The organism is Virgibacillus halodenitrificans JCM 12304 (genome assembly GCF_001310895.1).
GTDB lineage: Bacteria > Bacillota > Bacilli > Bacillales > Amphibacillaceae > Virgibacillus_Q > Virgibacillus_Q halodenitrificans.
Window position 1 is genome coordinate 84,394 of the sequence record NZ_BAZS01000004.1, and the last position, 25,718, is coordinate 110,111.

Here is a 25,718-nt window from a genome sequence, read left to right on the forward strand (position 1 = left end):
ATGTAGTAATGGAACAAGTATAAGAGGAATAAGAATAGATGTACGCTTAAATAACCCGATTTATAGAGTCATAAAAATATATAATGTGAGGGATTATCGTGACGACGGAAAACAGACGAATTAATAAATCCTATTATCAAACGATTTTAGATAAAAGCAAACAAGGGCACCCAGTAAGCATATTGGGCGATATGTACATGGAAGAAATGCAAAAACAGTGGCCAGACCTTTCTTCTATTCGCTATGCCCAGGGAGAAATTTATTACCAGAATAACGATTATGAAGCAGCGATCTTTAAATGGCAGCAGCCACTGGAAGAGGAGCTTATTCCATGGGCACAGAAGAATATAGCTGATGCACATGTAGAGTTGGGATTGTTGGAGGAAGCAGAAGGACTTTATTTGCAGGTTGATTCGCCATCCCTTGTATTGAAGTCGGAAGTATTAATGCAGCTATTCTCGCTATATGTACAGCAAGGCAATCAGCGAAAAGCAGTTAGTACGATAAAGGAAGCGGTTAGTTTAAATCCTGATTATTCCCGTGTAACAGAGATAGCCCAGACATATTTCGAGGATATTGGTGAGTGGGATCATGCAGTGGAACTCGCAGTGAATGAAACGATCCGAACTAAAACTAGCTATTGGATGGGAGTTTTATCAGGCTATGTGCAGCAAGGGCTAACGGTTGGTTACAGACCGGATTATTTCAATGATCTGCTTGTACATATACTTGCAATGGATCGAGACCGTTTTGAAGACATGACAGAGGTGTTATGGAATAGCTATCGACAAAGCCCGTACTATATAGAGTGGTTACGTGTGATTAACCAGCTTCTCCTGGAAGCTCATGAGGAGCTGCCATATGTTTGGAGGAAGCTTCCAGCATTATACCAAGAGGCTTACTTCGACTTGATTAATGGCGATTATTTAATCAGAGAGATTTCGGACTTAATCCAGCAACACTTAACGAATTGGTTGGATATAACAGCAGAATCAGATGCGTTGGCTTCTTCCGCTGCTATACTGGCATGGGATAAAACGATCCCTTCGATGCTTGATGAACAACTTGTCAGCAAAGCCGAATATCAATTTGAAACCACAACACCACAGCAGCATGATTCAAAGGATGGCATGATCCTATTCGAAGCCATTAAAGCATGGGCTAAAAAAGAAGGATTGCTCCATGATTTAACAGAAGTCACAGATCCTATTCTACGTAATTCCGACATGGAAGCGGCGAGTCCGTCGAGCATACGTGAGGTATTGAAAGTATCCATTGAATTTCTTCTGGAACAAAGAGTCGAATTGGAAAAAGGTATCGAGGAAGAGATCGAATGGAATGAAGCATTACTGGCAAGCTTGCAGAATATCCATCAACAGCTCGGAGATATGGAGCAAGAAACTGCCGAGCATATGACAGAATCCTTCCGTACGATGAAAAATAACCTATCCAACGCGTTATGACTGAACTGCCGAAGCAATTACAAAAAAGTGCCAGTATCATTCAGGATGATAGTGACTTTTCCAAGATCAATGAGGAACTAAACGAGGAAATGAACAGACGAATTGTCGTCTTTATGAAAAACTTCGTCCATCATGATGTGAAACAAGCGGTACAGCAATGGATTAATGAATGTAAAAGAGAATTCCAGGAAAATCAGGCAGCATGTAACGAATTCAGCCAGACGGTTAATCAGCAATACAACGAAGAGAAGATTGACCTGCAGGCCGATTTTAAAGTGCTTGAGGATTGGCAGAGGGATTTGGAACGGATTTCCCGCGGTATGCTACGCTTTGAAAAAATGAATATTTTCATGCGTAATACACCATCCCAGTTATTTTTAAAGGGGGCAGGCAAGCTATTCAGTTCCATTTCCAAGAACAATGAAATGCTTCATAGCAGATATAAAAATTATATTGAAAATGAGGATTACACGCCAACAGCAAAGGAAATTATCGACCCGTTCATGCAGCAATTGGAATTATTTGAAGGATCGATTGAGTGGGATGTAAACAGGTTCTTCGCCAACCCTGTAGATATTGTGAGCCAGGAAACGGAGAAGGTAGAAGCAGATATTGAAAGCCATACTGCTGACTTACAAAAGATGCATGACAAACCAGAAACCTATCGTGATCCATTAACCTTGTTTGAAGTGAGACGCCGTCAATACGAATTGACGAATACAATCAGCAAGGTCTAGAGCCAAAAAGCGATCTAAAATCTGTAATCAACTATCATCTTTATAAATTTTCATCATATAATTTTTAGAGGTGATAAATATGGCAAGAGTAGCATACACAGAGAATGACGTGAACTTAGTGGCAAGGATGATGCGGGCAGAGGCTGAGGGAGAAGGGCAGCTGGGGATGCTGATGGTTGGTAATGTCATCGTCAACCGTTTAGTTGCCAATTGCCTAGACTTTCGAGATTTACGATCCATATACGACGTAATTTTTCAAATACAGGGAGGCAATTACTCTTTCGAGGCCGTCCAAAAAGGCAATGTTTTTTACAACAGAGCACGTGGTGTTGAAAAGAGATTAGCCAAAAGAGTGTAGATTCCTGGAGAGAGCACCCATCCAGGTTTGCGCTATGGTATTTTAATCCATATGCTCCATGCCCTCCAACGTGGTATGGTCAGCCATTTACAGGACAATATAAGCTTCATTGCTTTTACGAACCAGCGGCGAATACTTGTGAAGGTGTGTATATGGGGTAGGTGGATGGAAGCCTTGTGTGAGGGGGACTCATGCAGGGCTTTTTTTCTTTGGTTTTATGTATATGCAAGGAGTTAAGCAATGATATACAATAAAATAAACTAGATTTGATTAAAAATCGCCGTTTCGGAAAATCCACTTCGCTTTCCGCGGGCAACGCTTCAGCTTCCTCGGAGGAAAACCACCTCCTCCGGGATCTTCAGCTGTTGCTTTTCCCGCAGGATAAGGAAGGCTTCAGCGAATTGTGCATCGCACGAAGGAAAAATGTTTTTTCTTTCCGAGGAGTCTACGTGTTTTTCCTTCACTGGTAATGTGGTTAGAAAATAATTCGCTATATAGAGTAATCCAAACCAATAAGTCAATCCACTACAGTTCGTAACGTTCCTTCTACAATAAAGGGATGAAATAACCTTGTATCCAATATCTGCAATAGATACTATGATTGTGAGATAAAAAGAAATACCCCCCAGCTCCTTTTGAGGAACTGGGGTTATTTTTGTTAGAGCGACTAGTTGATGCGTTTGTTTATCCTAGGTGTTTTGGTACTATGCAATTACATGTCTCTGGCGGTGTCCAGTGTTAATCTAACCAGGTTTCCATTTGCATCACCCAAAAACGATAAGGCAAAGGCAAATGGAAGCACAAAAACATACATATTTAGTTTCACCCATTTTCGCAACAATAGCACCCCTCCTTCTTATGATTAAGTATAATCGGAAAGAGATAAAATATTCAATTATTTGTTCGCTTTTGGGTAGTTTTATTCTGTATTTAACTGTTTCACCCTTTGGGAAGCTTAGAATTTTAATTTAATTTGGTAGAATAAAGATAGAACATTTTGGAAATTAACAAACAATACCGGTGGGGAGGATGAAAAATGAGTGAAAAAGACATGGATCAGGTGGTCAGAGACTTAACACTAATGCTTCTTTACTTAACTTCTTGGGAGGAAGAGGGCATTGATGGGGATTACCACCGAGCTTGGAAAGGCTATCCATTTGAAGTGTTGGATCATCTAAGAGATGAAGAAGAATTAATTTCAGGAAGCAATCGTTCAAAGTCAGTCTATATGGGAAAAGAAGCAGTGGGGGAAGCACAGCGTTTGTTGGAGAAGTATGGGGTGAAGGAGTAGAAGACAGGTGTTTTAGGGGACATTAAATTGGTAATAATTTACCATAATTATCCTATATTTATGGTAAAATGGAGAAGAGAGTTATTAGGTGGAGTGCTTTAATATTTGGAGGATTGTAATTGGTATCTTTTGAAAAGATATTAAATGTTCGGAAAGTGACAATCACCAATACAAAGGGATTGAAATATAAACAGGCAACAGAATCGAAAAGTGAATATAGGTTATATCAACAATGTCAGGCATCCTTAGGAGAAGTTAGGTAAAGGAACTTTTTTATGGATGACTGGCATTTTTGTGTTTGTGAGTTACTGTTCCTATGTTATAGGACAGATTATCTCAAATATACATTTAAAAATTTAAGGAGGTGATAAAGGTGGCTGTTAAACATACACCAACTGGAATTGTGCATAGTGGGAAAAAAGGTGGAAGTACTGGTTGTGGATTTAATACGAAGGAAAGTTCTGGTCACTGGGTAAGTACTAGTTCCAAAATAACTTGTGACAAAAATGGTTGTAAGAACTAGCTCTACAAAATAAAGTGACATACTTCCAAAAGAGTCAGGCAATTTAACTTACAATACTATTTACTTTGCTTGTAATTGAATGATAGAGAGAAATAAATAACGACCCTGCACTTGGTCTGGGTCGTTATTTATAACCTTGGTTTTGTTCTATAATATTTGTTCCTATTTTAACTTAAAAAGCATTTAATGAGCCAAATCAACTACTAATCTCGAAGAAAATTCTGGGGTATTGTACTTAACTCCTTCTTTCTTCAAATCTAATTCAGCAATGAACGATTCATTTTTAACATAATAGTTGATACTTGAGACGATAGGGCTTTTATCGATTTTAACTATACCACCTTCCCTATCTAAGTCCCCTCCAACTTTACCGTAAGGAATTTTTAGAAATAGCTTGCCATTTTCCTCCTCAATGGAATAATCGTTGACGTCATTGTTTAGGTAGAGCACGACTCTTGTTGAGTCTGAATGAACACCATACCGAATATTTTCTATATATGGTACAGAAACAGTTACATCACGACTTGCTATAAGATTTTTATAGGTAGCTATAACTTTCCCTTTACCTTCTTTCGTAGGTTGAAAAATTCCATCATTTATTTTTCCAATATTGTTTGTAACCTCCCAGTTAATTGAAGACGGGTTAATTTCAATTTTCTTCCCCTCTTTATCAAATCCCTGTACTTTTAAATCAACACTTTTTCCAGGGGTAATTGATATATCTAACGGTAATATCCCTAAATAACTTCTCTCCTTATAAGGACCTGTCTTTTTTGGGAATGGAGCATAAAGAAGGTATTGGTTGCGAACTTCTGTTACCCACCTATCTAGCTTGGATTGCCAAGAATCTATTATTTTATTAACAGGTTCATCATTTTTTATCATATTAGGTACTTCTGGATCACCAATTAGATTTGCATAACTTGACGTCATTTCAAATTTATCCGGGTTTTGATCTCTCATAGCATCAACTAAATTTAGCCCTAATTCTACTAAATTTATTTTTGTAGGTTCTTTTATATGAACCTGAACACCTCCAACTCTTTCCCCGCTATACTTACCAAACATAGGAGTATAATAGGCTGGGCGGAAGGTAACGCCATCAATATTTCGTTTTTTCATTTCTTGAGCTAAAGCTTCGCCATCCACCCATGGAGCGCCTACTAACTCAAATGGTTTTGTTGTACCTAATCCAACGGAAAGGGTAGTATCATCTAACAATTCTGTTCCAGTATATAAATAAGCAGACTCCTTTGTTGGTATGTTTGGTGAAGGTTGGACCCAAGGCAGGCCAGTATCTTCGTAATGCATCGTTCGTTTCCACCCCTTCATTTTGGAAACCTTCAAATTCACTCCCATGCTATATTCGTGATTCCACATGGTAGCTAATTCCCCTACAGTCATTCCGTGTCTTACTGGTAGCAAAAATCTTCCCATAAAACTAACCGTATCTTTCGAACGAAGTGGCCCTTCAACTTTTGCTCCACCTATAGGGTTTGGCCGATCTAGCACGATTAGTTCTTTGTCAAATTCAGCTGCTGCTTCCAAGGCGAAACCTAACGTATAAATATATGTGTATACATTCGATCCAATATCTTGTATGTCAAACAGGAGTACATCAACATCTTTTACCATATCCTTTGTAGGTTTCCAGGTAGGACCATATAAGCTATATACAGGTAAACCAGTTTTTTCATCAACATATGATTCAATATATTTTCCTGCTTCCTGGTCCCCTCTTATTCCATGCTCTGGCCCAAATAAAGCTGTTAAATTTACGTCAGGATGCTCAAATAATAGATCAATATCACTTTTAAGGTTAGTATCGACCCCAGTGGGGTTTGTTATTAAACCGACTTTCTTACCCTTAACCCAATCAACGTGTTTATCTAAAAAGGTTTCAATACCTGGAGTGACTTTCTTGCCTTTTTTCTTTGCTTCAGCCTCAGTCCCATTAGTATATAGCACTAATCCCAATATAGTCAGGAATATAAAAGTAAGTTTACCTAATTTCATAACTACACCTCACAAAATTTTGTCAACATTCGCCTTAATTTTACTTCATTTCTATCCTCTTTATTACCTTTGATAATTGATTAATCTTTTGTTCCGTTTCTATTTGCCTTTTATACATCTCAATCATTTCTTTAATAAGATCTTTTTCAGAGATTACCGTCATTAGATGATCTTGCGCATGCATTAACAATACTTGTAGATTCTTTAATTCACCATTTGAATCTTGTTGCAAGAACTTGGTTTGAATTTTATGAGCCGCTAGTAATTCATCCGATGCAAGTTTAATTTTTTCATCTGTTCCCTCAAATTCACCATTCCTGGCATCGGCTAAGGCTTCATGTAAATAAACTTTGGCATTCCCAGCATGCATTATAATCGACATAGAAAAGTTATCAACGTTCATTTATATCCCTCCATAGTGCACGAGTTGTACGTTTTGCTCGTCTAGACATTTTCTAATTCTGTTGCTTACTAAGATTTCAACCTCTTTCATTCTCATTTGTTGATAACTGCTTGTCTTGGTTAACCAGGTATCTAAAAAGCCGGGATGGCACATTATTTCAGAGGTACCTTCATCTAGATTGATAATCATGTTTATCAAGTATTCTTCTGTTAAATTATTCTCACCATAAAAATTAAAATGGAAATAATCTGTCCTCGGCACTGTTGCTGTTATTGTAGTATTAGTAAAGACTCTTACAGGTAGTTTATAATGATGAGCTACCTCGTACACTATCTCTAGCGCACCGGGAATATGCAGATGCATATGATGATGACTATCAATATGTGTCACATCTATCCCCCAGGAAAGGAGGAGTTCTAGTTGTCTTTTTAGCTCTTCTTTAATGTCAGTTCCTTTTGCATTTTCGATTAAGTCCTTGCCTTTAAGAAAGTTATTTTTATTATCCGTTAAGCTAGGTACTGAAGGAGAAAGAGGTTGGCCTGCATCTAAAACAAAATGCAAACCAATTCCTAAATGAGAATAGTGTTTAGCTTCCTGCAAACAATCCTTTGAAAATCTTGTAGTAACCATGGCAGTCGTGCTGGAAACAAGCCCATATTGATGGGCATATAGAATTCCAGCAGTTACGCCAGGGCTCAATCCAAGGTCATCTGCATTTATAATTAATCGACGTTGTTTAAGATCCATATAGAGTCACCTGCTTTATTTTGCTTTCATCATCTTCTCGGGAGTCTCATCACTTTTTGTTTCACTTTCTTCTGCCAGTAATTGCTTATCATACAAACGGAAAAACGGATAATATATTGCCATTGCAACAAAAATATTAATCATCATTAGTACACCGCCACGCCAGTCACCAGTTGTTAATATTCCTGAGAATGGCGGAGGAGTCGTCCATGGTACAATGACATAAGGCTTTCCAACGAAGCCGAGAGTCATGGAGAAATAAGTAATCATACCAACTGCTAGTGGTGCCAATATAAACGGAATAACAAGCAGAGGATTCATTACCACAGGTGCTCCAAAAATAACCGGCTCACTAATATTAAACATACTAGCCCATATAGATCCCCTTCCCAATCCTTTTAAATGCTTCGAACGTGCACGCCAAACGAATAATATGGTTAAAGCTAAGGCCATGCCTGATCCACCCACAGCCCACCAAATCGCCATAAATGGTTGCCCTACTACGTGAGGCAATGCCTCTCCCGCTTGATGTGCTGCAACATTTTGATCTGTTAGACTATACCAGATTGGAGCCATGATACTGGCAACAACTGAAATTCCGTGAATACCAAACGACCAGAGTAAATGAATAAGAATGATAGCAACCATTGCACCCCAGAAACTTCCTCCAACCATTTGTAAGGGTTCTCTTAGAAGTGCCGCAACTACTCCGTGGAGCGATAAATCTAGTGAAGTTTTTAAAATGACATCCACACCCCATACAATAAAAACAATTACTGCACCCGGTATTAGTGCTGTAAATGCTCTCCACACAGAGGGAGGGACTCCGTCTGGCATACGGATAATAATGTTCTTTCGTTCAAAAAGGCGGTATACTTCTACCGTGAATATAGCTAATACGATTGCTATAAATAAGCCTTCACTTCCCATTAAATTAAGCGGAATGTTACCCTCTTCTGTCATAGGGGTAGCAACAAAAAAGGCAGCTATACTCAGCACCCCTGCTGATAGTCCATCCATTCCGTAACTTTTCGCAAGATTATAAGCTATGGAGAAAACGGCTATTAAACCCAAAAGTCCAAATGTCGCATTTACAGGAATATTTAGTGTCGGAGCATAAGGTTTCATGTATTCCGCCCAAGAAGGCACAGGCGGTGAAGATATAATAAGAAAGATACTACCAATAATCAGCAACGGCATTATTGCAATAATGCCGTCTCTTATTGCCTTTAAATGACGCTGCTCAGCCAATTTTCCGGCAACTGGCATAAAGTAACGTTCCATAAATGAATTAAATCGTTCCATCATTGTTAATCCTCTCCTTTAGATTAATCCCAATGCTTGATCCAACACTTTCTCACCGTCGGTTGTTCCATAGGCTCTCATTTCTATAATGTCGATGGGGACCCTTGCGGAATCAGCCTTTTTGAATAACTCATTCTTTTTGTAACGGATCTGAGGACCTATTAAGACAACATCAGCGCTCTTTAATTGTTCATCAATATCATCTACAGAATGAGCTTCAATTTCTACGTCTAGTTCTCGTTTTCCAGCAGCTTCCTTCATCCTTTCCACAAGCAAACTAGTACTCATTCCTAATGCACACAGTAAAGTTATTTTCATTTGTATTAACTCCTTTATAGCGTGAAATTTATTTTAATGAAATGCGGGTAAATAATGCTCATTAACCTCGAGCATTTCATTAAGAACTTTTTTAGCTACATCAGTAGATGGTAATAGTGGATGCATGGCTAAGGCTTGAAATGCAAGGTTCCAGCTCCCCTTCACAGCAGCCTCTATCGTTAATTCTTCATATGCTTTTACATGCTGAAGCAATCCTCTAATTTGGGGACCAACATCTCCTACCAACATTGGTGTAACCTGGTGCTTTTCTACAACACAATTCACTTCAATACTTACGTTATCCGGCAAACAAGCTATTGTTCCGTTATTTCGTACATTAAGGGTGTGTATATTGCCAGTATTGAGATGGAGAGAGCAGATCAAATTTATAGCAGCTTCTGAATAAAATGCGCCACCCCGCTGATCAAGTTCCTTTGGTTTCTGAGTTAAATCAGGATTTTTAAATAACTCAAATAGCCCTTTTTCTATTTCTTGTACCTGATCTGCTCTTGTTTTATTTTCTTTGTATTGTTCAAGCTGTTCTTTTAAAATTTTATCTGTCTGATAGTAATATTTATGATAACCACAAGGTATGGCCCCTAATGATTGCAAGAAGTCAACATCCCAACCAAAATCAGGGATATTTTTAGCCTCGTAACTCTGTGATTTTCCTGTAAGGATATCATCTATTTTTGACTCGCCATTTATAAAAAGACCAGTGATCCATATCAAATGATTAATTCCAGTGAAATTGATGCTAACTTCTTCTATTGGCACATGATAGATGTCTGCAAATTTTTTATAGAAATTTATAGGATTATTGCATAAGCCGATCACCTTTACTGAACTGTGTTTTAGAACTGCTTCCGTTATAATGCCTGCAGGGTTTGTAAAGTTTAGTAGCCATGCATCTGGCGCAAGTTCTTCTATGTCTTTACAAATATCAAGGATGACTGGTATGGTTCTTAGCGCCTTCATAAAACCGCCAGCGCCAGTAGTTTCTTGTCCAATAACGCCATGTTTAATAGAAATATATTCATCATATTTTCTCATTTTCAATTGGCCTACCCTGATTTGAGTAATAACATAGGACGCGTCTTTAATGGCCTCCCTTCGATTTAAGGTTGCGACTATTTTAATTGAAGTGTGACTTTCTTTAACCATTCTATTTGCAAGTTTTTCAATAATAGCAAGCTTTTCTTCACCCTCTTTAACATCAACCAACCAAATTTCAGAAACGTTTAGGATGTCTTGATTCTTCAAAATGCCTTCAATTAATTCTGGTGTATAGGAAGATCCTCCTCCCACAACGGTAAGCTTAATGACACTCACCCTCCTTTAAAATAGATTTATTGCTATATACCTATATTATTTTGTAAGCGCATTCATTAAAAGGCAGTATTTTTCCGTTGGCAAAGGAAATTAAATAAATAAAAAAAGCAAAGGAGTTTCCCTTTGCTTTTAAAGTTGCTGTACTACCTTACACACCTCGTGGTATGTGTTGCAATCAAGCAACTGATGTACTGTTGATCTATTATCAACCAATCTTACCAGAGAGTGGAACATAGGCTTCAAATCTTCTTTTTTACTTTTATTTACGTTTAGTAAAAAGACGACTTGAACAGGTTTATCACCCCAAACAATTGGTTTTTTTAATGTCATCAAACACCAAAAGGTTTTATCGGTTTTTTGCTCAATGGGATGGGGTATAGCTACTAAGTTACCAAAACTAGTGGGAGCGTAACTTTCTCTCTCAAGGACAGAATCAATGTAATCTTCTCCTACGAGCCCTCTTTCCACCAGATGATTCCCAAGGAATGTAATAACCTCCTTTGGTGAACTAAGATCATAATTTATAAAGGTATGCTCTTGTTCCAAATACCATCTATCCTTTTTCTTTTCTCCATCTATAGCGGTTTCAATTTGTTTAATATCCGTTTCTCCAAGAATGGTGCTCACATAGATGAGAGGAATACTAGTTTGCATATCAATTGGTACGGTAGTAATTATAAAATCTAGGTCACTGGGTATCGTATTCTCCAAGTTATATAGTTCCGTAGTGCCAATGATTTCTAATTGATCACTAAATTGATTGGTAAGTTTATAAGAAAGAAGTTCGGCACTACCCATTCCTGATGCACACACAATTAGGCAACGCTTTTTGCGAACATTTCTCGTTTTTAACCGTTCTTGGGCAGCTTCGATATGTAGAGCCAAAAAACCAATCTCATCCTCATTTAGTTGAATCTCCAATACCTCAGCAAGTACTTTGGAACCAATTAAAGCAGCTTCAAAAGAAAGTGGATAAGATGTTTTAATTTCCTCCAGCATGGGATTATAAATATTCATGTCTTGTTTGTATCGATTAATTGCCGGTTGTAAATGTAAGCATAAGTTAAATAATAATTTATTATCTCCAGCTAAATGTAAAGAACACTTCTCTTCTATACGCTGAATCATGCTTTGAGCTAATTCTACTATTTTCGTGTCTATTATTTTATTTAAATCAGTTCGAGTGCCATCTAAATTATTCGATAGTTTCGTTCCCTTTAAATGTAAAGCTAAATATGCTATTTCCTTTTCCGGGAAGACTATATCTATGTCTCTCTCAATATCCGTTAGAATTTTCCGTCCAACTTCATATTCTTTTGTGTCTCTTAGTTCAAGATAGTCTTCGCTATTTATATCAAACATATTACTCTCTTTAATTCTTCTGCATGCTAGAACAATATGAGTAAATAGATTTTGTAAACAAACATCTGCAACCACTATATGATGTTTCCGCAAATTATTTACTAAATGAGTATAAATTAAATTTGTTTCCTCAGAAGAAAAGTTACCCAATTGACCTACGTCGTACTTTTTCCCATCTAATTTCTCACGCAAAAGATAGGCAGAGATACAAAAGCGAATCTGTTTTTCATCCCCTTTGACTATCACTCCGTAATTTGGTTTGTGTTCCAGTTGCAAACTATAGCTATCAAGGATGCCACGTACTTCCTTCAAGTCAGTTTGCAATGTAGATCGACTAATAAACAGCATATCGGATAAATCATCTAACTTAACATAGGATGAATTCATTAATAGAGTTTCCAGTATAAATTTAATTCTGGATTCCGGTTCTATGGGGACATTACTTCCAATCTTATTCCACTTTCCTAAGAGGTCTATGAAATGACGTTTATCTTGCTTAAGTGAAAAGCCCTTCCCACGGATGGAAGTAATACATAAATTTTCCGTTTCTAAACTACGGTTAATCTCTTTTATATCATTTCGGATGGTCTTAGAACTCACGTTTAATGTCGCAGCAAGTTCACTGCTTGTTACATCCGTATCAACTTTAATAAGATATTGTATAATCTTTATCCATCGAGAATTCATTTTCATCCCTCGTTATTAGAAAATTATATATATTATAACATAATGAGGGAGAATGGTTGAGTTTAGAGAGTAATAGGGAATTTATTATAGGTGGGAAGAGTACTGTATTGTTATTTGGACATGATACTGACTATATATTACCAAAATTATCCTAAATTTATGATAGAATAAAGAAGGGGTTAATTGCTCAACGACTGTTGAGTTAAGTAATGGATTCTTAATAACTATTCATAGACAAAACATTACAAAAAGCTGGAAGTTGCAGGAAGTGCCAGGCACTTAAATTAGTTAGTAAGGAACTGGAAAGAAGGTTATTTATAATAATAATCTTATAAATCTAAAAAATTTAACTACTACAACAGGGCATGACAATTTAGAAAAGGAATATTTATGTGGTTGGAGTTATTATAGTTGATATTAACTTATCATTTCTAGAGTTTTATTATTATCCAAGAAGGATGGTAGAATGGTGTGAACATACTGGAAAATATAGTAACTGAGTTAACTCCAAAAGAATTTGAAGTTTACTGCTTAGAACTATTGAAAACTACTAATGTAGAATTAGAAAATTGCACGATCAAACACAATCAAATTATTAAAACAAATGATGGAAGTTATCAACTTGATGGTTTAATAGAATTTAATCATTTTGGTGTAAATTATAAGACTGTGGTCGAATGTAAAAGATACAAAAGTAAAATTAAAAGGTCACAGATTCAAATCTTACATGACACAATTCAAAGAATTGGAGCAAACAAAGGTATCTTCATATCAACATCAAGTTTTCAACAGGGGGCAATGGATTATGCTAGAATACATGGAATAACTCTATTACAAATTGTAAATAGCTCCATAATGACAATACAAAATTCACTATCACCTAGGAAAATAATGGATTTTTCTTATCCTAAGTATACTTTTGCAATTTATGATTTAAAATTACAATGTCCCACTAACTTTGCATATTATGGAAATGCAGAACCATTAGTAAATTTGTTATTGGAATAGATATCTGAGGAGAATATGTTTATACCATAAGCGTAAAATAGTCCCTATCCTATAATTAGATGGGGACGAATGTTATGTTTTATTTAGTTTTATTAGGAATCCTACATTCTTCAGGAAGCGTCGGTGACCTAGGGAGAAACTGATTTAAATCTTCAATTTTTGTGTTATTCATATTGGGAAGTTCCTCAAGTAAGTATTCCGGATAATGAAATGGGTTCACTCCTTTTTCCTTTGCCGTTCCCACAATACTATAGACAATTACACTTGAGGTTGCACCTTTGGTTGTATTACTGAACAATTAGTTTTTCCTTCCTATAAAAAAATGTTTAATGGGTCGTTATCCACGATTGTTATCACTTCCAAACGACCATTTTTAAGGAATCCTCCTAAACGATCCCATTGTTACCACAATACTTGATTGCTTGATCTAGAGCGCTTTTGGGCAGAACACATGGTGTCTGTTCATGTAGCTATGTTTAAAACCCCCGCACTGGCTGGCTACGCTATAATCATTTTTTATAACGTTCTTCGACACTGACATCCTTTAATTCTCTTTCAATGCTAAACTTTCTAACGCTTCGGTTCTCTTCTTGGAATATTCGATTGATTTATTGTTGTTCGTTCGTTTTCATATAATAAGTATATGAAAACGATTCCAACTTGCTTATTCGGATTCTTGTATTTATATATTTAATTTTTTATAGAATGGTAAATTAGCATTAATTATGTAGAAGATGCATGATATCGAATAGTGAGCCCATATCAGTTTCTAGTCGTACTTCTACCGAGAGAGAATCCTGAATAAAAATTAGTCCTTGTCCATCTGAAGGAAGGGATTCTTCTTCCAATGGAAGGCTCCGGTTCCTATGTGTCTTTTGTTTAACCTACAAACCTGTAAGGTGAACCGTACCACAACTAATAATAAACGGGAGTTACTAGGATAAGCATCTACTCCCATCCCCCTCTCACAACTAAAAAAAGACCGCTCCCCTACCAAGAACGGTCTCCTTCATATTTCCATCAACCCATCACCAACTTATCCCTTAACCGTCCCTGCATCTGCGGGATGAACGCCATGACGATAGTAATCTTTATACTCCGGCTTCATAGGTTCGCGTCCAAGAATAATATCAGCTGCTTTTTCTGCCAGCATTAATACCGGTGCATGGATATTTCCATTGGTTGTAGTTGGCATGGCGGATGCATCTACTACTCGTACATTGTCCAGCCCATGAACTTTCATGGTATTTGGGTCTACGACAGCCATTGGGTCAGAGGCTGGTCCCATTTTGGCTGTGCATGATGGGTGAAGTGCCGTTTCCCCGTCTTTTTTGACCCACTCCAGGATCTCCTCATCTGTTTGGACAGATGGCCCGGGTGAAATTTCACCAGTGGTGTAAGGTTTCAATGCCGGTTGGGAGAGAATATCGCGTGCAACACGGATTGCTTCCACCCACTCGCGACGATCCTCTTCGGTAGATAAATAGTTACATACAATACTTGGATGCTCAAATGGATTGCGGGAACGGATCTTCAGGCTTCCTCTGGAGTTGGAATACATTGGTCCAACATGTACCTGGAAGCCGTGTTCCGTATCTGCTTTTTGGCCATCATATCGCACTGCTAACGGCAGGAAGTGGAACATGAGGTTTGGATAGTCCACTTCATCATTCGAACGCACAAACGCGCCGCCTTCAAAATGATTGGATGATGCTGGTCCAGTACGTCCGAGTAACCATTGCAAGCCAATCCAAGGCATTTTAGCTTTATTTAAGCTTGGTTGCATGGAAACTGGCTGTGGGCATGCGTGCTGGATATATACCTCGAGATGATCTTCCAGGTTTTCCCCTACTCCAGGCAAGTGAACAATCGGGTCGATGCCTAATGAGCGTAAATGCTCTGCGTCTCCTACACCAGACAATTGTAATAGCTGTGGTGTGTTGAATGCACCACCAGAAAGAATGACTTCTCCTGCGTTAACATGATAGGTTTTTCCATTCCTTTGGTATGTTACTCCTTGCGCTTTGGTACCATCGAAATTGATGCTTGTAACAAACGCACGTGTCTCTACAGTAAGGTTTTTGCGGCGCATCGCTGGGCGCAAATAGGCCCGTGAGGCAGAAACCCGTCTGCCATTATGCACTTGACTGTCAAATGGGCCAAAGCCTTCTTGACGAAAACCATTAACATCTGGTGTTCTTGCATAACCAGCTTCTACACCCGCCTCAAAAAAGGCTTGGAATAAAGGGTTTTTTGCAGGTCCACGCTTTAATTTTATTGGACCATGATGCCCGCGGTAGTCATCCGTAGAATCAGATCCGAAGGCTGCCTCCAGACGTTTGAAGTATGGGAGGCAATGGGCAAAATCCCAATTTTCCATCCCTGGTTCCGAGCCCCATTTCTCATAGTCCAATGGATTTCCGCGTTGATAGATCATACCATTGATGGAGCTTGATCCTCCAAGCACCTTGCCTCTTGCATGGGCAACACGTCGTCCATCCATATAAGGCTCTGGATCCGTTGAATAAATCCAGTCATAAAAGCGATTACCTGATGGGAACATTAGAGCTGCAGGCATTTGAATAAATAGATCCCAAAAATAATCATTTCTTCCTGCTTCCAGAACAAGGACACTCTTACTCTTATCTGCACTTAGGCGGTTCCCGAGTACAGAACCTGCACTGCCACCGCCAACAATTACGTAATCATATGTTTGATTCATGTGAAATACCTCCTTGAAGATAGTTAAATAGAATTCAGCAATCTAACAAACGTTATCTTCCATTTATTTTCATTAAGTTTATTTTATTTATTAAATATAATTTTAACGAATTGACCAAAAAGTAATGCACCATGAAATGAATCATGGCACAGCTTTTCTTTTTGGAAATCCGCCAAAACGTATGGCTGAAATACTTTATATAGCTTCTAAACCTTCCTGCCTAAGAAGAGTTAGAGCTATTATTCTATTAAAATTTTAGTTAAACCATTGAACAGGCTCCGGCTGTGTATTGCGATAAATATGTTTTACCTCAGTATATTCCTCCATGCCTTCACGGCCAAGTTCACGGCCAATGCCTGATTGCTTATAACCACCCCACGGTGCTTGGGCAAAATATGGATGGAAGTCATTAATCCACACGGTACCCATTCGTAAGCGTGCGGCAACAAAATCCGCTTTACTCAAATCCTGTGTCCAAACAGCACCAGCCAAGCCATAAATTGTATCGTTTGCTAGTTTGACAGCTTCCTCTTTGGTCTGGAATGTTTCTACTGTTAATACCGGCCCAAATACCTCTTCCTGGACAATATGCATATCGCTTGTGCAGTTTGTAAATATGGTAGGTAAATAGAAAAAGCCATTTTGCAATGCAGGATCATCGGGACGCTTTCCGCCAACAACCAGTTTGGCACCTTCTTTTTTGCCTATTTCCACATAGTTTTCCACTTTTGCACGGTGTTCAGCTGAAATCATTGGACCACTTTGTGTGTTTTCATCAAAACCATTGCCTAATTTGATTTGTTTCGTACGTTCAATCAATGCTTCAACGAATTCATCATGGATGCTTTCTTCAATTAAAAGCCTTGATCCGGCAGAGCAAACCTGTCCTGCATGGAAAAATACCGCATTTAATGCCTGGTCAACAGCTGTTTCAAAATCAGCATCGGCAAAGACGATATTCGGATTCTTTCCGCCAAGCTCGAGGGCAATTTTTTTCACATTATGGCTCGCTTCCTGCATGATAGTTTTCCCTGTTTCAATGCCACCTGTGAATGAAATTAAATCAACGTCAAGATTGGCAGCTAATTCAGCGCCAGCAGATTTTCCGGAACCAAGTACTAAGTTGGCGACACCTTTTGGTACACCAGCCTCTTCGATTAGTTCAAAAACTTTTACGGTCGTTAATGGTGTAATCTCACTCGGTTTCATCACAAGGGTGTTCCCTGCTGCCAAAGCCGGGGCAAGCTTCCATGCGGCTTGGAGTAATGGATAATTCCATGGTGTGATTTGGCCACAGACACCGACAGGCTCACGAACAACCTTACTTTCACTGTTTGGTATCGGGGAGGCAATGACTTCACCACCATCTTTATCTGCCAGACCCCCAAAATAAAAGAATACATTCGCAATGTCGGCCATATCTGCACGACTTTCTTCGACTGTTTTGCCTGTATCCAATGTCTCGAGTTCAGCTAATTCCTCCAGATCGCGCTGGATTAATGCACCTATTTTATAAACGATCTCACCACGTTCGCTGGCAGGTAATGTACTCCAGCTGCCTTCATCAAATGTAACCCGTGCAGCTTGAATGGCTGCTTTTGTGTCTTCCGCATTTCCTTCTGCAGCTGTTGCAATAACTTCTTGATTATAGGGGTTAATGATATCACGTGTTTCTCCGGATTTGGCATGAAGCCATTCCCCATTTATATACATCTTCTGTAATTTCACATCATCACTCCTAAGCGATTCTATTGTTAAATTTGTTAAATAAAAATTAAACGTTATTAATACATTAATACTAACAATACTCTCGTTTACTTGTCAAATAAACGTGGAATGGGCTTTTGTTGCATTGGCAGCGCTATTTCATTCTAAAGAAATACCATTGGTTAAATTTTTATTCATCTTGAAAAAGTGTAAAATTGTTTCATTACCTATATAGCAACAAGGAAAGAAGCTAAATAAATTATAGCGATTTGACAAATCAAAATTTTTCTTTAATGTATTAGATATAGATTTTTTTGTTAAAAAAAATATTTAATAAATTTATTTTATTTAATAAAAGGGGGCGAGACAACGTATCATCTCATGTAATTTAAATACACACTTGGAAAAAAGGTGTTTTTTACTGGATGTTAGCTAAAAACTAAAAGGGAAAGGTGTTTATAATTAATGAATTTTAAAAGAATAGGTCAATTATTTTTAATTACTACACTAATTTTTGTACTTACAGCATGTGGATCAACTAGTGAAGGTGCAGATTCGGATAGCAGCTCTGATGAATCAAAAGATAGCAAAGGGACAATCACGATCGGGCAGATTAATTGGCCTGAAAATATTGCAGTTACAAATTTATGGAAGACTATTTTAGAAGATAAAGGATATAATGTTGAATTTAAACTGCTGGAAATGGGTCCACAGATGGCTGCATTAGCATCAGGAGATTTAGATATCGCACCGGAAATTTGGTTGCCGGTCCAGGATAAGAGTTATTATGAACAGTTTAAAGATCAAGCCAATTTCTTTGAAGAGCCGTGGTATGAAAATGGTAGAGTTGGATTGGCTGTTCCAACATATATGGAGGATATAAATAGTATTGAGGACTTGAATAAAAATAAAGATAAATTCAATGGGGAAATAATCGGCTTTGAGTCTGGAGCAGGAACTATGTTGGTTACACAGGATGTTATTGATGAATATGGTCTTGAGTATGAATTAACAGCGAGCAGTACAGCGGCAATGATTTCATCTATTAAGAAGGCGGTTAAAGATGAGGAACCGATCGTTGCTCCACTATGGAAGCCACATTATATATTCTCTGAAGTGGATCTGAAGTTCTTAGAAGATCCGAAAAAAACCTTTGGTGAGGTAGAGAAAATTTATATGGCAACACGGGAGGAATTTGATGCAGATCATGAAAAGGTTAGTAAATGGCTGACAAACTTTAAACTGAGTGATGAGCAGCTTGGTGATTTAATGATTAACATTCAAGAAAATGAAGACAATCCGATTGAGGGCGCCCAAAAATGGGTGGAAGAAAATCAGGATGTCATTGACAAGTGGATGAAGTAAACAGAGGCAAAGAGACGATACTCGATAAGGGGATCGTCTCTTTTGTGAAGGAGAAAGCCTTTAAGGCAGGATAAAACTGGTGCCGAATTTCATTTGCTTCTTTGCCATACTAATTATAAAATAAAAGAAACGTTTAATTTATTATAAACGAACTAAATAACATGTCGCTATTTTACGATAGTAACTATTATAATAGAAGCTTCCTGACTCGCATGAAATAAGGCAAATGCAATCTACAAAAAAGAGGTGCCACCATGGAAGGAAAACAGAATAATTTACCCAATGGAAATGCTAAAGAAAAGATTGACCAGGTTGAACACATGATGATTAATACAATCTCAGAAACAATGGATTTGTATGGCGTTACTCCTTCAGTAGGACGTTTGTATGCAACCATGTATTTTAAACATGAACCGATTACTCTCGATGAAATGAAAGACGCACTCGGTATGAGTAAACCAAGCATGAGTACTTCCGTCCGTAAGCTGCAAGAGATCAATATCGTTCAAAAGGTATGGCAGAAGGGCTCGCGAAAGGACTCCTTCATAGCTGAAAAGAATTTCTTCAATTACTTTACTCAATTTTATGGTATGAAGTGGGAACGTGAAGTGAGTATGTATTTGACTAGTCTGAAGAAGGCCCAGGCACTACTTAAAGAGGTAATCGAGGATAGTGAGACAGATGAAGCATCAAGAAAAAAGGCTGAATTGGATTATCAGCAACTCGCAGATGCCATGGTCTATTATCGTTGGTTGGACAAGCTTACAAAGCTTACCAAATCCGGTGAAATATTTGATTATATACCTGTAGATGATGCGGATGAAGTGTAGTTATGGTGCGTGTCACTCACCGAATATAAACCTTTAAACTATTAAGTTAGTTTGGAGGGTTTTGTTTTTAGTTTTTATATTGATAAAGCAGCAACTTATTGAAGAGAAGAAACTGGGTGAAGAGGCAGTTGTCAAGGCTTACTTGACAACTGCAAAAGATAGGAAGAATTACAAACCAAGGACTACGTGAATTGATAATTAATCAATTAAAAGTGTTTTTTACATGTTACAACAAGTAATAGCGTTTAACCCCACCCCCAAAAGAGGAACTAACCAGTAATACAACCAAAATCAACAAAGGAGCGATTATCATGTCTATTTTTTCCAACCAAGCACTAAAAAACGAGCATGCACTCATCACTGGAGCAACTGGTGGCATTGGTGCGGCTACGGCAAAGACGCTTGCAGGGATGGGGGCTGCTGTGACGATTACTGGTAGGAATGAGGAGAAGCTGGAAAATGTTGCGGACGATATTCGAAGCACACATCCTGATGCGAAAATATGCAAGCAGCTTGCTGACCTAGGAAAGGATAGCGATCGGGAAACACTTGTAGAGCAGGCGGAGAAGGCTTGTGGGCCAATTACGTTACTTGTGAACAATGCCGGAATTGCGGGTGGCAGTACAGTGGATGAGCTGACGAAAGAAAAGCTGGAGAGCATCATGGATATTAATTATACATCGACCGTTTTACTGACACAGCTTGTTTACAAGAAGATGCTGGAGAAGAAGCGTGGCGCGATTGTTAATGTATCCTCCCTGTCCGGTTTGCGTGGGACTCATGGGAATACTGCCTATGCAGGTTCCAAATTTGCGCTGATTGGCTTTACGCAATCGATGGCTGTGGAGGCGATTGAACATGGCATCCGAGTAAATGCAGTATGCCCGGGATGGGTGGATACAGCGATGGGTCAGCAGTCTGTAGAAAATAAAGCGGAACGTACCGGTACTTCTGTGGAAGAACTGCTTCAGTCCTCTGTTCCTTCTGGTCGCATGTCAGAACCAGAGGAAGTGGCTAATACGATAGCTTTCTTACTGACAGATGCAGCGGCGAATATTGTGGGTGAATCTGTGAAAATCTCTGGTGGTACGGTAATGCGCTAGCAGGCCATCCGTATTGGTTTTGTTCGCAAATCATTAATGCATTCGATACACTACAAGTTACTAGGCTATTTTGAATAATGGATATAAACGTAAAGACCTGGGTCTCACCTCGGGTCTTTGATATAAGGCTTTCTTTTCTTATTGGACACAGAGGAAAAGTCCCCTCTATTCATAGGGTAGAGATTTAACTAACTTGTGTCCATCCATCTTTACTAGCACCAGTGATAGCAAGCTATTCTGCTTAATTTAATTATTTAGTATGAAGTAACAATTGATTTAAATCCATTATTTTAATTTTCTTTTTCGGTAACTGTTTAATCAATCCTCGTTCTTCCAGAGTAGTAAATTTGCGGCTGATTGTTTCTGGTGTTGTACCAAGATACGAGGCTAAATCCTTTTTGGACATTGGTAAGGTAACTGTGGGACTATTGTCATTGCCCTTTTCAACATTTTCAGCCAAAAAAGATATAATCCGGACTTCTACATTTTCGATCGCTACTTGAGTAGTTTGTTTTTCAGAATCCATCAAGCGTATTGTTACTTCTGAAAGTAGTTTTAATGAGATCTGGGGGTATTCCATTAAATATTTCTGTAAATCCTCTCGTTGTATTAAACAAATAGATGTATTTTGTAGTGCTTCCGCATAATTTCCATGAATACTTCCAGAATGAAAAATGGCCAATTCCCCTGTGAAATCACCCGGATTTAGAATGCGAACAAGTTGTTCTTTTCCAGAATCAGATAAGTGGTAAATTCTAACTTTCCCTGAATTGATAATATATAAGGCATCATCTTCCTCATCTGCACGGAATAATATTTCCCCTTTATGCAGATGAAGTGTCTTGGCAGATTTCGCAATTAAATCCATTTGTGAACCTTCTAGATGATTGAAAATGGGAACGCTTCGAATACATTCTAAATGCCCTTGTTTGTGATGAGAACATTGATTTTGTTCCAAAATAATCTCTCCTTTCTATCTGAAGCCTAAGATAGTTTCTTAGGCTTCAGGTTCGATTCTTTTTATTCAATTAAACGGGTTTAACCTTTGATTTTACAACTGGGTATCCTAGATTTTCAATTGCCTTTTCGATCTCGTTAATGGAGGTTTTTTCTGAATCAAAATCTGCTTTTACTTTGCTGGCATTGAATAATACTTTTAAGCTATCTTGATGAACTCCGTTTATTCCCTTCACCGCGTTTTCGATCTTTTGAATACACGATGGACAAGATAAGGTTTCTAATTGAATAACTGCTTTTTCCATGAAATATTTCCCCTCTCATCTTATATTTAATTGTATTGTTTTTCGTCTTCTTCTGTACAACTTTAGTATAGCTCAGATTCAACGGAATTTAATTGACGCAAATCAAGTTTTAATAAAAAAGGGGATTATTTTGTCCTTCCCACCTAAATAATCCACCTATATCATTTGTTAAGAACGCGTTCTGTTAAAATCATCTTCTCTACGGTATCGAAGCAATCTCATACCATTTAAGATAACTACTAAGATACTTGCTTCGTGAACTAACATTCCGATTGACATATTCATCCATTCACTAAATAGTAAACTTGTAAGTAAAATTAATACTACACCAATTGCTATTGTAATGTTCTGTTTCATGTTTCTTGAAGTTATTTTTGTTAAGCCTAATGCGTGTGGTAAACGACTAAAGTCAGAATTCATTAAAACGACATCCGATGTTTCAATTGCTACGTCTGTCCCACTTCCCATAGCAATTCCGATATTCGCTAAGGCTAATGAAGGACTATCATTTACTCCGTCACCAACAAAAGCAACGATTTGGCCTTTTGCTTGTAAATTTTCGATATATGCCGCTTTTTTTTCGGGAAGCATGTGGCCGTGTGCTTCTGTTAACTTAAGATCTCGAGCAACTAAATCCACAGTCCCTTGATTGTCTCCTGAAAGTACGACCAGATTTTTGACCCCAAGCATTTTTAAGCTTCGAAGGACTTTTCTAACACCTGGACGGATTTGATCTCGAATGCCCATCAGAATTTTTAATTCTCCATCGATCGCAGTTAGCACAAGGGAATCCCCGTTTTTTTCAAAGAGTTCAACATCTTTTTTAGCTTTTTTGCTTAATTTTACATTTTCTTTTTCCATTAAAGCTACATTACCAACAGCGATACGATGAACCCCTATTTTTGCTACAATTCCTTCCCCTTTAATTACTTCTGTTTTCTCAACAGTAGAGAAAGTTGTCTTGCCAATATCCTGAAGGACAGCTTTGGCTATTGGATGGTCCGATTCACGCTCCACACTTGCTAAGTATCCTAGAATTTCTTCCGTATTGTCTCCATAAAATTCTTTTTCAGCAACTTCAGGGTTTCCTACTGTCAACGTTCCTGTCTTATCAAAAACGATCGTATCTACTTTGCTGAAGTCATTGATAACTTCACTACCTTTTAGGAGGACACCATTTCGTGCACCGTTTCCAATACCGGCAACATTGGATACAGGTACCCCGATAACTAATGCACCTGGACAACCTAATACCAAGATAGTGATCGCCAGCTCGCTATCACGACTGAACAGCCAAACAATGAAGGAAAGCACTAAAACAGCTGGCGTATAGTATTTTGAAAAGCGATCAATAAACCGTTCTGCTTCTGATTTTGAATCTTGTGCTTCTTCAACTAATTCAATAATCCTACCAAACGTTGTATCTTCTCCTATACGGTCGGATCGAATTTGTAGCGTTCCATTTTCTAAGATTGTGCCTGCAAAGACTTCAGAATCAACCCTTTTTCTTACTGGGACAGACTCTCCAGTAATGCTTGCTTCATTTATGTGCCCTTCCCCTGTTAATACGGTTCCATCTACAGGGACTTTTGCTCCCGTTTTGACCAATAAAATGTCACCTTCATCTACATCATTGACATTAACTTCTTCATACTCTTTATTTTCCATTTGTTTTAAAGCATTTTCAGGCGCCAGATCTGTTAATTCTTTAATGGCAGAACGTGTTTTATTCAAGGTGCGTTGCTCCAAGTAAGAACCAAATAAGAATAAAAAGGTAACGATAGACGATTCTTCATAGTTTTGAATTAATAATGCACCAAGTACTGCAATGGTAACTAAAACATCAATACTGACAACTTTTACTTTTAATGCCTGATATGCTTGGATCATAATTGGCGCTACACCAAGTATAGATGCAACAATGAGCGACCAATTAAAAATAATCATGTTGTCTAAGACAAATCGTCCAGAAAATGCAAATACAATTAAAATTGCAATAATCATTGTAATGGAATTCTTTTTACTTAATATATATCTTTGCATGTTGATCCCCCCAATTTTGTTTTCATTTTTATCCCTCGTTGTTGACTCTAGTATAGGAGGTTTTTATGAAATAAAAATTGATTCGGATCAAGTTGTATTTTAAAAGTGAAAGATTATAAATCTAATCCAGAGGCTCCAGAAGAAAGCAGGTTAGTTATAAGTAACCCTAACACTTATAGAAATGCACAGTAGAAGTTTCAATCACTTCCCTTTAGTAGAGAGTGACTATAATTCAAAATAAACAAGTTTGAATAAAACAGCTTTAGCGTAATTATATCAACTCCCACTCAAAATATTACGCTTCATGTTAAAATGTTTATGAAGAAGGAAAAATGCATTAAAGCGTACCCTCTGAGTATGATTTACAAGTTCTAAATGAAGTTTCAAAAGAATTAAAAAGCAATCCAGAAGTTTAGCCTCATCCCCAAAAGACGAATTAACTAATAAAATAATATTTGTGAATAACTGAATATAACTAAGAAGCCCAATTAGGAGGTAAGCCTGTGAACATATTACTACTAGGATCAACGGGGCGGGTTGGAAGTGCCCTGCTGGAAAAAACGCTGCAGGATGGCCATGAGGTTGTAACGCTTGCCCGATCACCTGAAAAAATAACATTTGATCACCCGCATTTGCATGTGGTCACGGGAGATGTACTGGATGCGGAGGCATTGGAAAAAGCTATGACGCGTCTTTCTGTAGAAGCGGTAGTAAGTGCATTAAACACAGATAAAAATAATGTACTCTCCCGCTATACACCAGCACTTATTCAGCTTATGAACCAATATCACATCAAAAGGTATATTGCCATTGGAACGGCAGGTATTTTAAACAGCAGGCAAAATCCTGACATCTATCGTTTTCAGTCCAATGAGTCAAAACGAAAATCAACGACTGCAGCAGAGGATCATTTAGCTGCATATCAATTTTTACAGAAATCAGATCTTGACTGGACACTTGTTTGCCCAACCTATTTGCCTGATGGAGAAGAAATAGGGAATTATCGTATGGAAGCAGATGTGCTACCAGTGGATGGCAAGAAGATTTCGGTACAAGACACAGCTGCGTTTGCTTATAAACAGCTGACAGAGGACAAATTTATCCGAAAACGTGTCGGAATTGCTTATTAGATTCCT

The 25,718-nt window shown here is 38.0% G+C and carries 25 protein-coding genes and 1 pseudogene; 11 read left to right on the forward strand and 15 right to left on the reverse strand.

Going from position 1 to position 25,718, the window contains the following annotated elements:
- Positions 1 to 98: 98 nt before the first annotated feature.
- The 3 genes and pseudogenes from JCM12304_RS19890 to JCM12304_RS03790 all read left to right on the forward strand — a co-directional run bounded on the left by JCM12304_RS19890 (position 99) and on the right by JCM12304_RS03790 (position 2,719).
- Positions 99 to 1,463: a tetratricopeptide repeat protein gene (locus JCM12304_RS19890; RefSeq protein ID WP_060678584.1), complete on the forward strand. Its 1,365-nt coding sequence runs from the start codon at positions 99 to 101 to the stop codon at positions 1,461 to 1,463.
- Positions 1,460 to 2,200: a hypothetical protein gene (locus JCM12304_RS19895; RefSeq protein WP_060678585.1), complete on the forward strand. Its 741-nt coding sequence runs from the start codon at positions 1,460 to 1,462 to the stop codon at positions 2,198 to 2,200. The genes JCM12304_RS19890 and JCM12304_RS19895 overlap by 4 nt, the downstream gene beginning before the upstream one ends.
- A gap of 79 nt (positions 2,201 to 2,279) precedes the next feature.
- A pseudogene (locus tag JCM12304_RS03790) lies at positions 2,280 to 2,719 on the forward strand (cell wall hydrolase).
- Positions 2,720 to 3,270: 551 nt separating this feature from the next.
- Here JCM12304_RS03790 and JCM12304_RS19900 read toward each other — a convergent pair.
- Positions 3,271 to 3,399, reverse strand: coding sequence for a hypothetical protein (locus tag JCM12304_RS19900; RefSeq protein WP_019375827.1), 129 nt, complete (start codon positions 3,397 to 3,399; stop codon positions 3,271 to 3,273).
- 195 nt (positions 3,400 to 3,594) lie between these two features.
- Here JCM12304_RS19900 and JCM12304_RS03795 point away from each other — a divergent pair, with 195 nt between their 5' ends.
- The 3 genes from JCM12304_RS03795 to JCM12304_RS19265 all read left to right on the forward strand — a co-directional run bounded on the left by JCM12304_RS03795 (position 3,595) and on the right by JCM12304_RS19265 (position 4,372).
- Positions 3,595 to 3,849, forward strand: coding sequence for a DUF6429 family protein (locus JCM12304_RS03795; protein WP_060678586.1), 255 nt, complete (start codon positions 3,595 to 3,597; stop codon positions 3,847 to 3,849).
- 119 nt (positions 3,850 to 3,968) lie between these two features.
- Positions 3,969 to 4,112, forward strand: coding sequence for a hypothetical protein (locus JCM12304_RS19260; RefSeq protein ID WP_157360420.1), 144 nt, complete (start codon positions 3,969 to 3,971; stop codon positions 4,110 to 4,112).
- A 110-nt stretch (positions 4,113 to 4,222) separates the two neighbouring features.
- The gene (locus JCM12304_RS19265; RefSeq protein WP_019375830.1) at positions 4,223 to 4,372 is read left to right on the forward strand and encodes a hypothetical protein; all 150 of its coding nucleotides are present in this window, start codon (positions 4,223 to 4,225) and stop codon (positions 4,370 to 4,372) included.
- Positions 4,373 to 4,555: 183 nt separating this feature from the next.
- On the opposite strand, the gene JCM12304_RS03800 is transcribed toward JCM12304_RS19265, so the two are convergent.
- From JCM12304_RS03800 to JCM12304_RS03830, 7 genes are all read right to left on the reverse strand, one after another.
- On the reverse strand, positions 4,556 to 6,388 hold the full coding sequence (locus tag JCM12304_RS03800; protein WP_082387968.1) for an exo-beta-N-acetylmuramidase NamZ domain-containing protein: 1,833 nt from the start codon (positions 6,386 to 6,388) through the stop codon (positions 4,556 to 4,558).
- Positions 6,389 to 6,428: 40 nt separating this feature from the next.
- Entirely contained in the window at positions 6,429 to 6,791 is a 363-nt protein-coding gene (locus tag JCM12304_RS03805) for a PTS sugar transporter subunit IIA (protein ID WP_019375832.1), read from the reverse strand.
- Positions 6,792 to 7,538, reverse strand: a complete 747-nt coding sequence (locus JCM12304_RS03810; protein ID WP_060678587.1) for a ChbG/HpnK family deacetylase — start codon at positions 7,536 to 7,538, stop codon at positions 6,792 to 6,794.
- A gap of 15 nt (positions 7,539 to 7,553) precedes the next feature.
- Positions 7,554 to 8,843: a PTS cellobiose transporter subunit IIC gene (gene celB, locus JCM12304_RS03815; protein WP_026041297.1), complete on the reverse strand. Its 1,290-nt coding sequence runs from the start codon at positions 8,841 to 8,843 to the stop codon at positions 7,554 to 7,556.
- A gap of 18 nt (positions 8,844 to 8,861) precedes the next feature.
- The gene (locus JCM12304_RS03820) at positions 8,862 to 9,161 is read right to left on the reverse strand and encodes a PTS sugar transporter subunit IIB (protein WP_019375835.1); all 300 of its coding nucleotides are present in this window, start codon (positions 9,159 to 9,161) and stop codon (positions 8,862 to 8,864) included.
- Between the two features lie 33 nt (positions 9,162 to 9,194).
- Positions 9,195 to 10,493 (reverse strand): 6-phospho-beta-glucosidase, encoded by a 1,299-nt coding sequence (locus JCM12304_RS03825; RefSeq protein WP_060678588.1) that lies wholly within the window; start codon positions 10,491 to 10,493, stop codon positions 9,195 to 9,197.
- 129 nt (positions 10,494 to 10,622) lie between these two features.
- Positions 10,623 to 12,542 carry a BglG family transcription antiterminator gene (locus JCM12304_RS03830; RefSeq protein WP_060678589.1) on the reverse strand — a complete coding sequence of 640 codons (1,920 nt, stop codon included), beginning with the start codon at positions 12,540 to 12,542 and terminating at the stop codon, positions 10,623 to 10,625.
- Between the two features lie 471 nt (positions 12,543 to 13,013).
- On the opposite strand from JCM12304_RS03830, the gene JCM12304_RS03835 reads away from it, so the two are divergent.
- A complete protein-coding gene (locus JCM12304_RS03835; protein ID WP_060678590.1) occupies positions 13,014 to 13,550 on the forward strand; it encodes a restriction endonuclease in 537 nt (178 codons plus the stop codon).
- Positions 13,551 to 13,629: 79 nt separating this feature from the next.
- Here JCM12304_RS03835 and JCM12304_RS19905 read toward each other — a convergent pair whose 3' ends face one another.
- The 4 genes from JCM12304_RS19905 to betB all read right to left on the reverse strand — a co-directional run bounded on the left by JCM12304_RS19905 (position 13,630) and on the right by betB (position 17,985).
- Positions 13,630 to 13,794 carry a transposase domain-containing protein gene (locus JCM12304_RS19905; RefSeq protein ID WP_369813130.1) on the reverse strand — a complete coding sequence of 55 codons (165 nt, stop codon included), beginning with the start codon at positions 13,792 to 13,794 and terminating at the stop codon, positions 13,630 to 13,632.
- Between the two features lie 475 nt (positions 13,795 to 14,269).
- Complete coding sequence (locus JCM12304_RS19910; protein WP_256200752.1) at positions 14,270 to 14,398, reverse strand: hypothetical protein; 129 nt, start codon at positions 14,396 to 14,398, stop codon at positions 14,270 to 14,272.
- Positions 14,399 to 14,586: 188 nt separating this feature from the next.
- Positions 14,587 to 16,272, reverse strand: coding sequence for a choline dehydrogenase (betA, locus tag JCM12304_RS03850; RefSeq protein WP_060678593.1), 1,686 nt, complete (start codon positions 16,270 to 16,272; stop codon positions 14,587 to 14,589).
- A 255-nt stretch (positions 16,273 to 16,527) separates the two neighbouring features.
- The gene (gene betB / locus JCM12304_RS03855) at positions 16,528 to 17,985 is read right to left on the reverse strand and encodes a betaine-aldehyde dehydrogenase (protein WP_060678631.1); all 1,458 of its coding nucleotides are present in this window, start codon (positions 17,983 to 17,985) and stop codon (positions 16,528 to 16,530) included.
- Positions 17,986 to 18,444: 459 nt separating this feature from the next.
- Between betB and JCM12304_RS03860 the strand changes: the two genes are divergently transcribed.
- The 3 genes from JCM12304_RS03860 to JCM12304_RS03870 all read left to right on the forward strand — a co-directional run bounded on the left by JCM12304_RS03860 (position 18,445) and on the right by JCM12304_RS03870 (position 21,277).
- A complete protein-coding gene (locus JCM12304_RS03860; RefSeq protein ID WP_060678594.1) occupies positions 18,445 to 19,344 on the forward strand; it encodes a glycine betaine ABC transporter substrate-binding protein in 900 nt (299 codons plus the stop codon).
- A 254-nt stretch (positions 19,345 to 19,598) separates the two neighbouring features.
- Positions 19,599 to 20,174, forward strand: coding sequence for a choline uptake/conversion transcriptional regulator CudC (cudC, locus tag JCM12304_RS03865; RefSeq protein WP_060678595.1), 576 nt, complete (start codon positions 19,599 to 19,601; stop codon positions 20,172 to 20,174).
- Between the two features lie 311 nt (positions 20,175 to 20,485).
- Positions 20,486 to 21,277, forward strand: coding sequence for an SDR family NAD(P)-dependent oxidoreductase (locus JCM12304_RS03870; protein WP_060678596.1), 792 nt, complete (start codon positions 20,486 to 20,488; stop codon positions 21,275 to 21,277).
- Positions 21,278 to 21,527: 250 nt separating this feature from the next.
- On the opposite strand, the gene JCM12304_RS03875 is transcribed toward JCM12304_RS03870, so the two are convergent.
- The 3 genes from JCM12304_RS03875 to JCM12304_RS03885 form a co-directional block, all read right to left on the reverse strand.
- A complete protein-coding gene (locus JCM12304_RS03875; protein WP_077358957.1) occupies positions 21,528 to 22,235 on the reverse strand; it encodes a Crp/Fnr family transcriptional regulator in 708 nt (235 codons plus the stop codon).
- 70 nt (positions 22,236 to 22,305) lie between these two features.
- Complete coding sequence (locus JCM12304_RS03880) at positions 22,306 to 22,539, reverse strand: heavy-metal-associated domain-containing protein (protein WP_060678598.1); 234 nt, start codon at positions 22,537 to 22,539, stop codon at positions 22,306 to 22,308.
- Between the two features lie 168 nt (positions 22,540 to 22,707).
- Positions 22,708 to 24,582, reverse strand: coding sequence for a heavy metal translocating P-type ATPase (locus tag JCM12304_RS03885; protein ID WP_060678599.1), 1,875 nt, complete (start codon positions 24,580 to 24,582; stop codon positions 22,708 to 22,710).
- Between the two features lie 503 nt (positions 24,583 to 25,085).
- On the opposite strand from JCM12304_RS03885, the gene JCM12304_RS03890 reads away from it, so the two are divergent.
- Entirely contained in the window at positions 25,086 to 25,712 is a 627-nt protein-coding gene (locus JCM12304_RS03890) for an NAD(P)-dependent oxidoreductase (RefSeq protein WP_060678600.1), read from the forward strand.
- Positions 25,713 to 25,718: the final 6 nt, after the last annotated feature.

What these genes read in the sequence shown, in the direction of transcription:
- betB (WP_060678631.1), bottom strand. Translation starts at nt 17,985, where the DNA reads ATGTATATAAATGGGGAATGGCTTCATGCCAAATCCGGAGAAACACGT.
- cudC (WP_060678595.1), top strand. Translation starts at nt 19,599, where the DNA reads ATGGAAGGAAAACAGAATAATTTACCCAATGGAAATGCTAAAGAAAAG.
- JCM12304_RS03810 (WP_060678587.1), bottom strand. Translation starts at nt 7,538, where the DNA reads ATGGATCTTAAACAACGTCGATTAATTATAAATGCAGATGACCTTGGA.
- betA (WP_060678593.1), bottom strand. Translation starts at nt 16,272, where the DNA reads ATGAATCAAACATATGATTACGTAATTGTTGGCGGTGGCAGTGCAGGT.
- JCM12304_RS03820 (WP_019375835.1), bottom strand. Translation starts at nt 9,161, where the DNA reads ATGAAAATAACTTTACTGTGTGCATTAGGAATGAGTACTAGTTTGCTT.
- JCM12304_RS03795 (WP_060678586.1), top strand. Translation starts at nt 3,595, where the DNA reads ATGAGTGAAAAAGACATGGATCAGGTGGTCAGAGACTTAACACTAATG.
- JCM12304_RS19895 (WP_060678585.1), top strand. Translation starts at nt 1,460, where the DNA reads ATGACTGAACTGCCGAAGCAATTACAAAAAAGTGCCAGTATCATTCAG.
- celB (WP_026041297.1), bottom strand. Translation starts at nt 8,843, where the DNA reads ATGGAACGATTTAATTCATTTATGGAACGTTACTTTATGCCAGTTGCC.
- JCM12304_RS03885 (WP_060678599.1), bottom strand. Translation starts at nt 24,582, where the DNA reads ATGCAAAGATATATATTAAGTAAAAAGAATTCCATTACAATGATTATT.
- JCM12304_RS03880 (WP_060678598.1), bottom strand. Translation starts at nt 22,539, where the DNA reads ATGGAAAAAGCAGTTATTCAATTAGAAACCTTATCTTGTCCATCGTGT.
- JCM12304_RS03870 (WP_060678596.1), top strand. Translation starts at nt 20,486, where the DNA reads ATGTCTATTTTTTCCAACCAAGCACTAAAAAACGAGCATGCACTCATC.
- JCM12304_RS03830 (WP_060678589.1), bottom strand. Translation starts at nt 12,542, where the DNA reads ATGAATTCTCGATGGATAAAGATTATACAATATCTTATTAAAGTTGAT.
- JCM12304_RS03860 (WP_060678594.1), top strand. Translation starts at nt 18,445, where the DNA reads ATGAATTTTAAAAGAATAGGTCAATTATTTTTAATTACTACACTAATT.
- JCM12304_RS03805 (WP_019375832.1), bottom strand. Translation starts at nt 6,791, where the DNA reads ATGAACGTTGATAACTTTTCTATGTCGATTATAATGCATGCTGGGAAT.
- JCM12304_RS03800 (WP_082387968.1), bottom strand. Translation starts at nt 6,388, where the DNA reads ATGAAATTAGGTAAACTTACTTTTATATTCCTGACTATATTGGGATTA.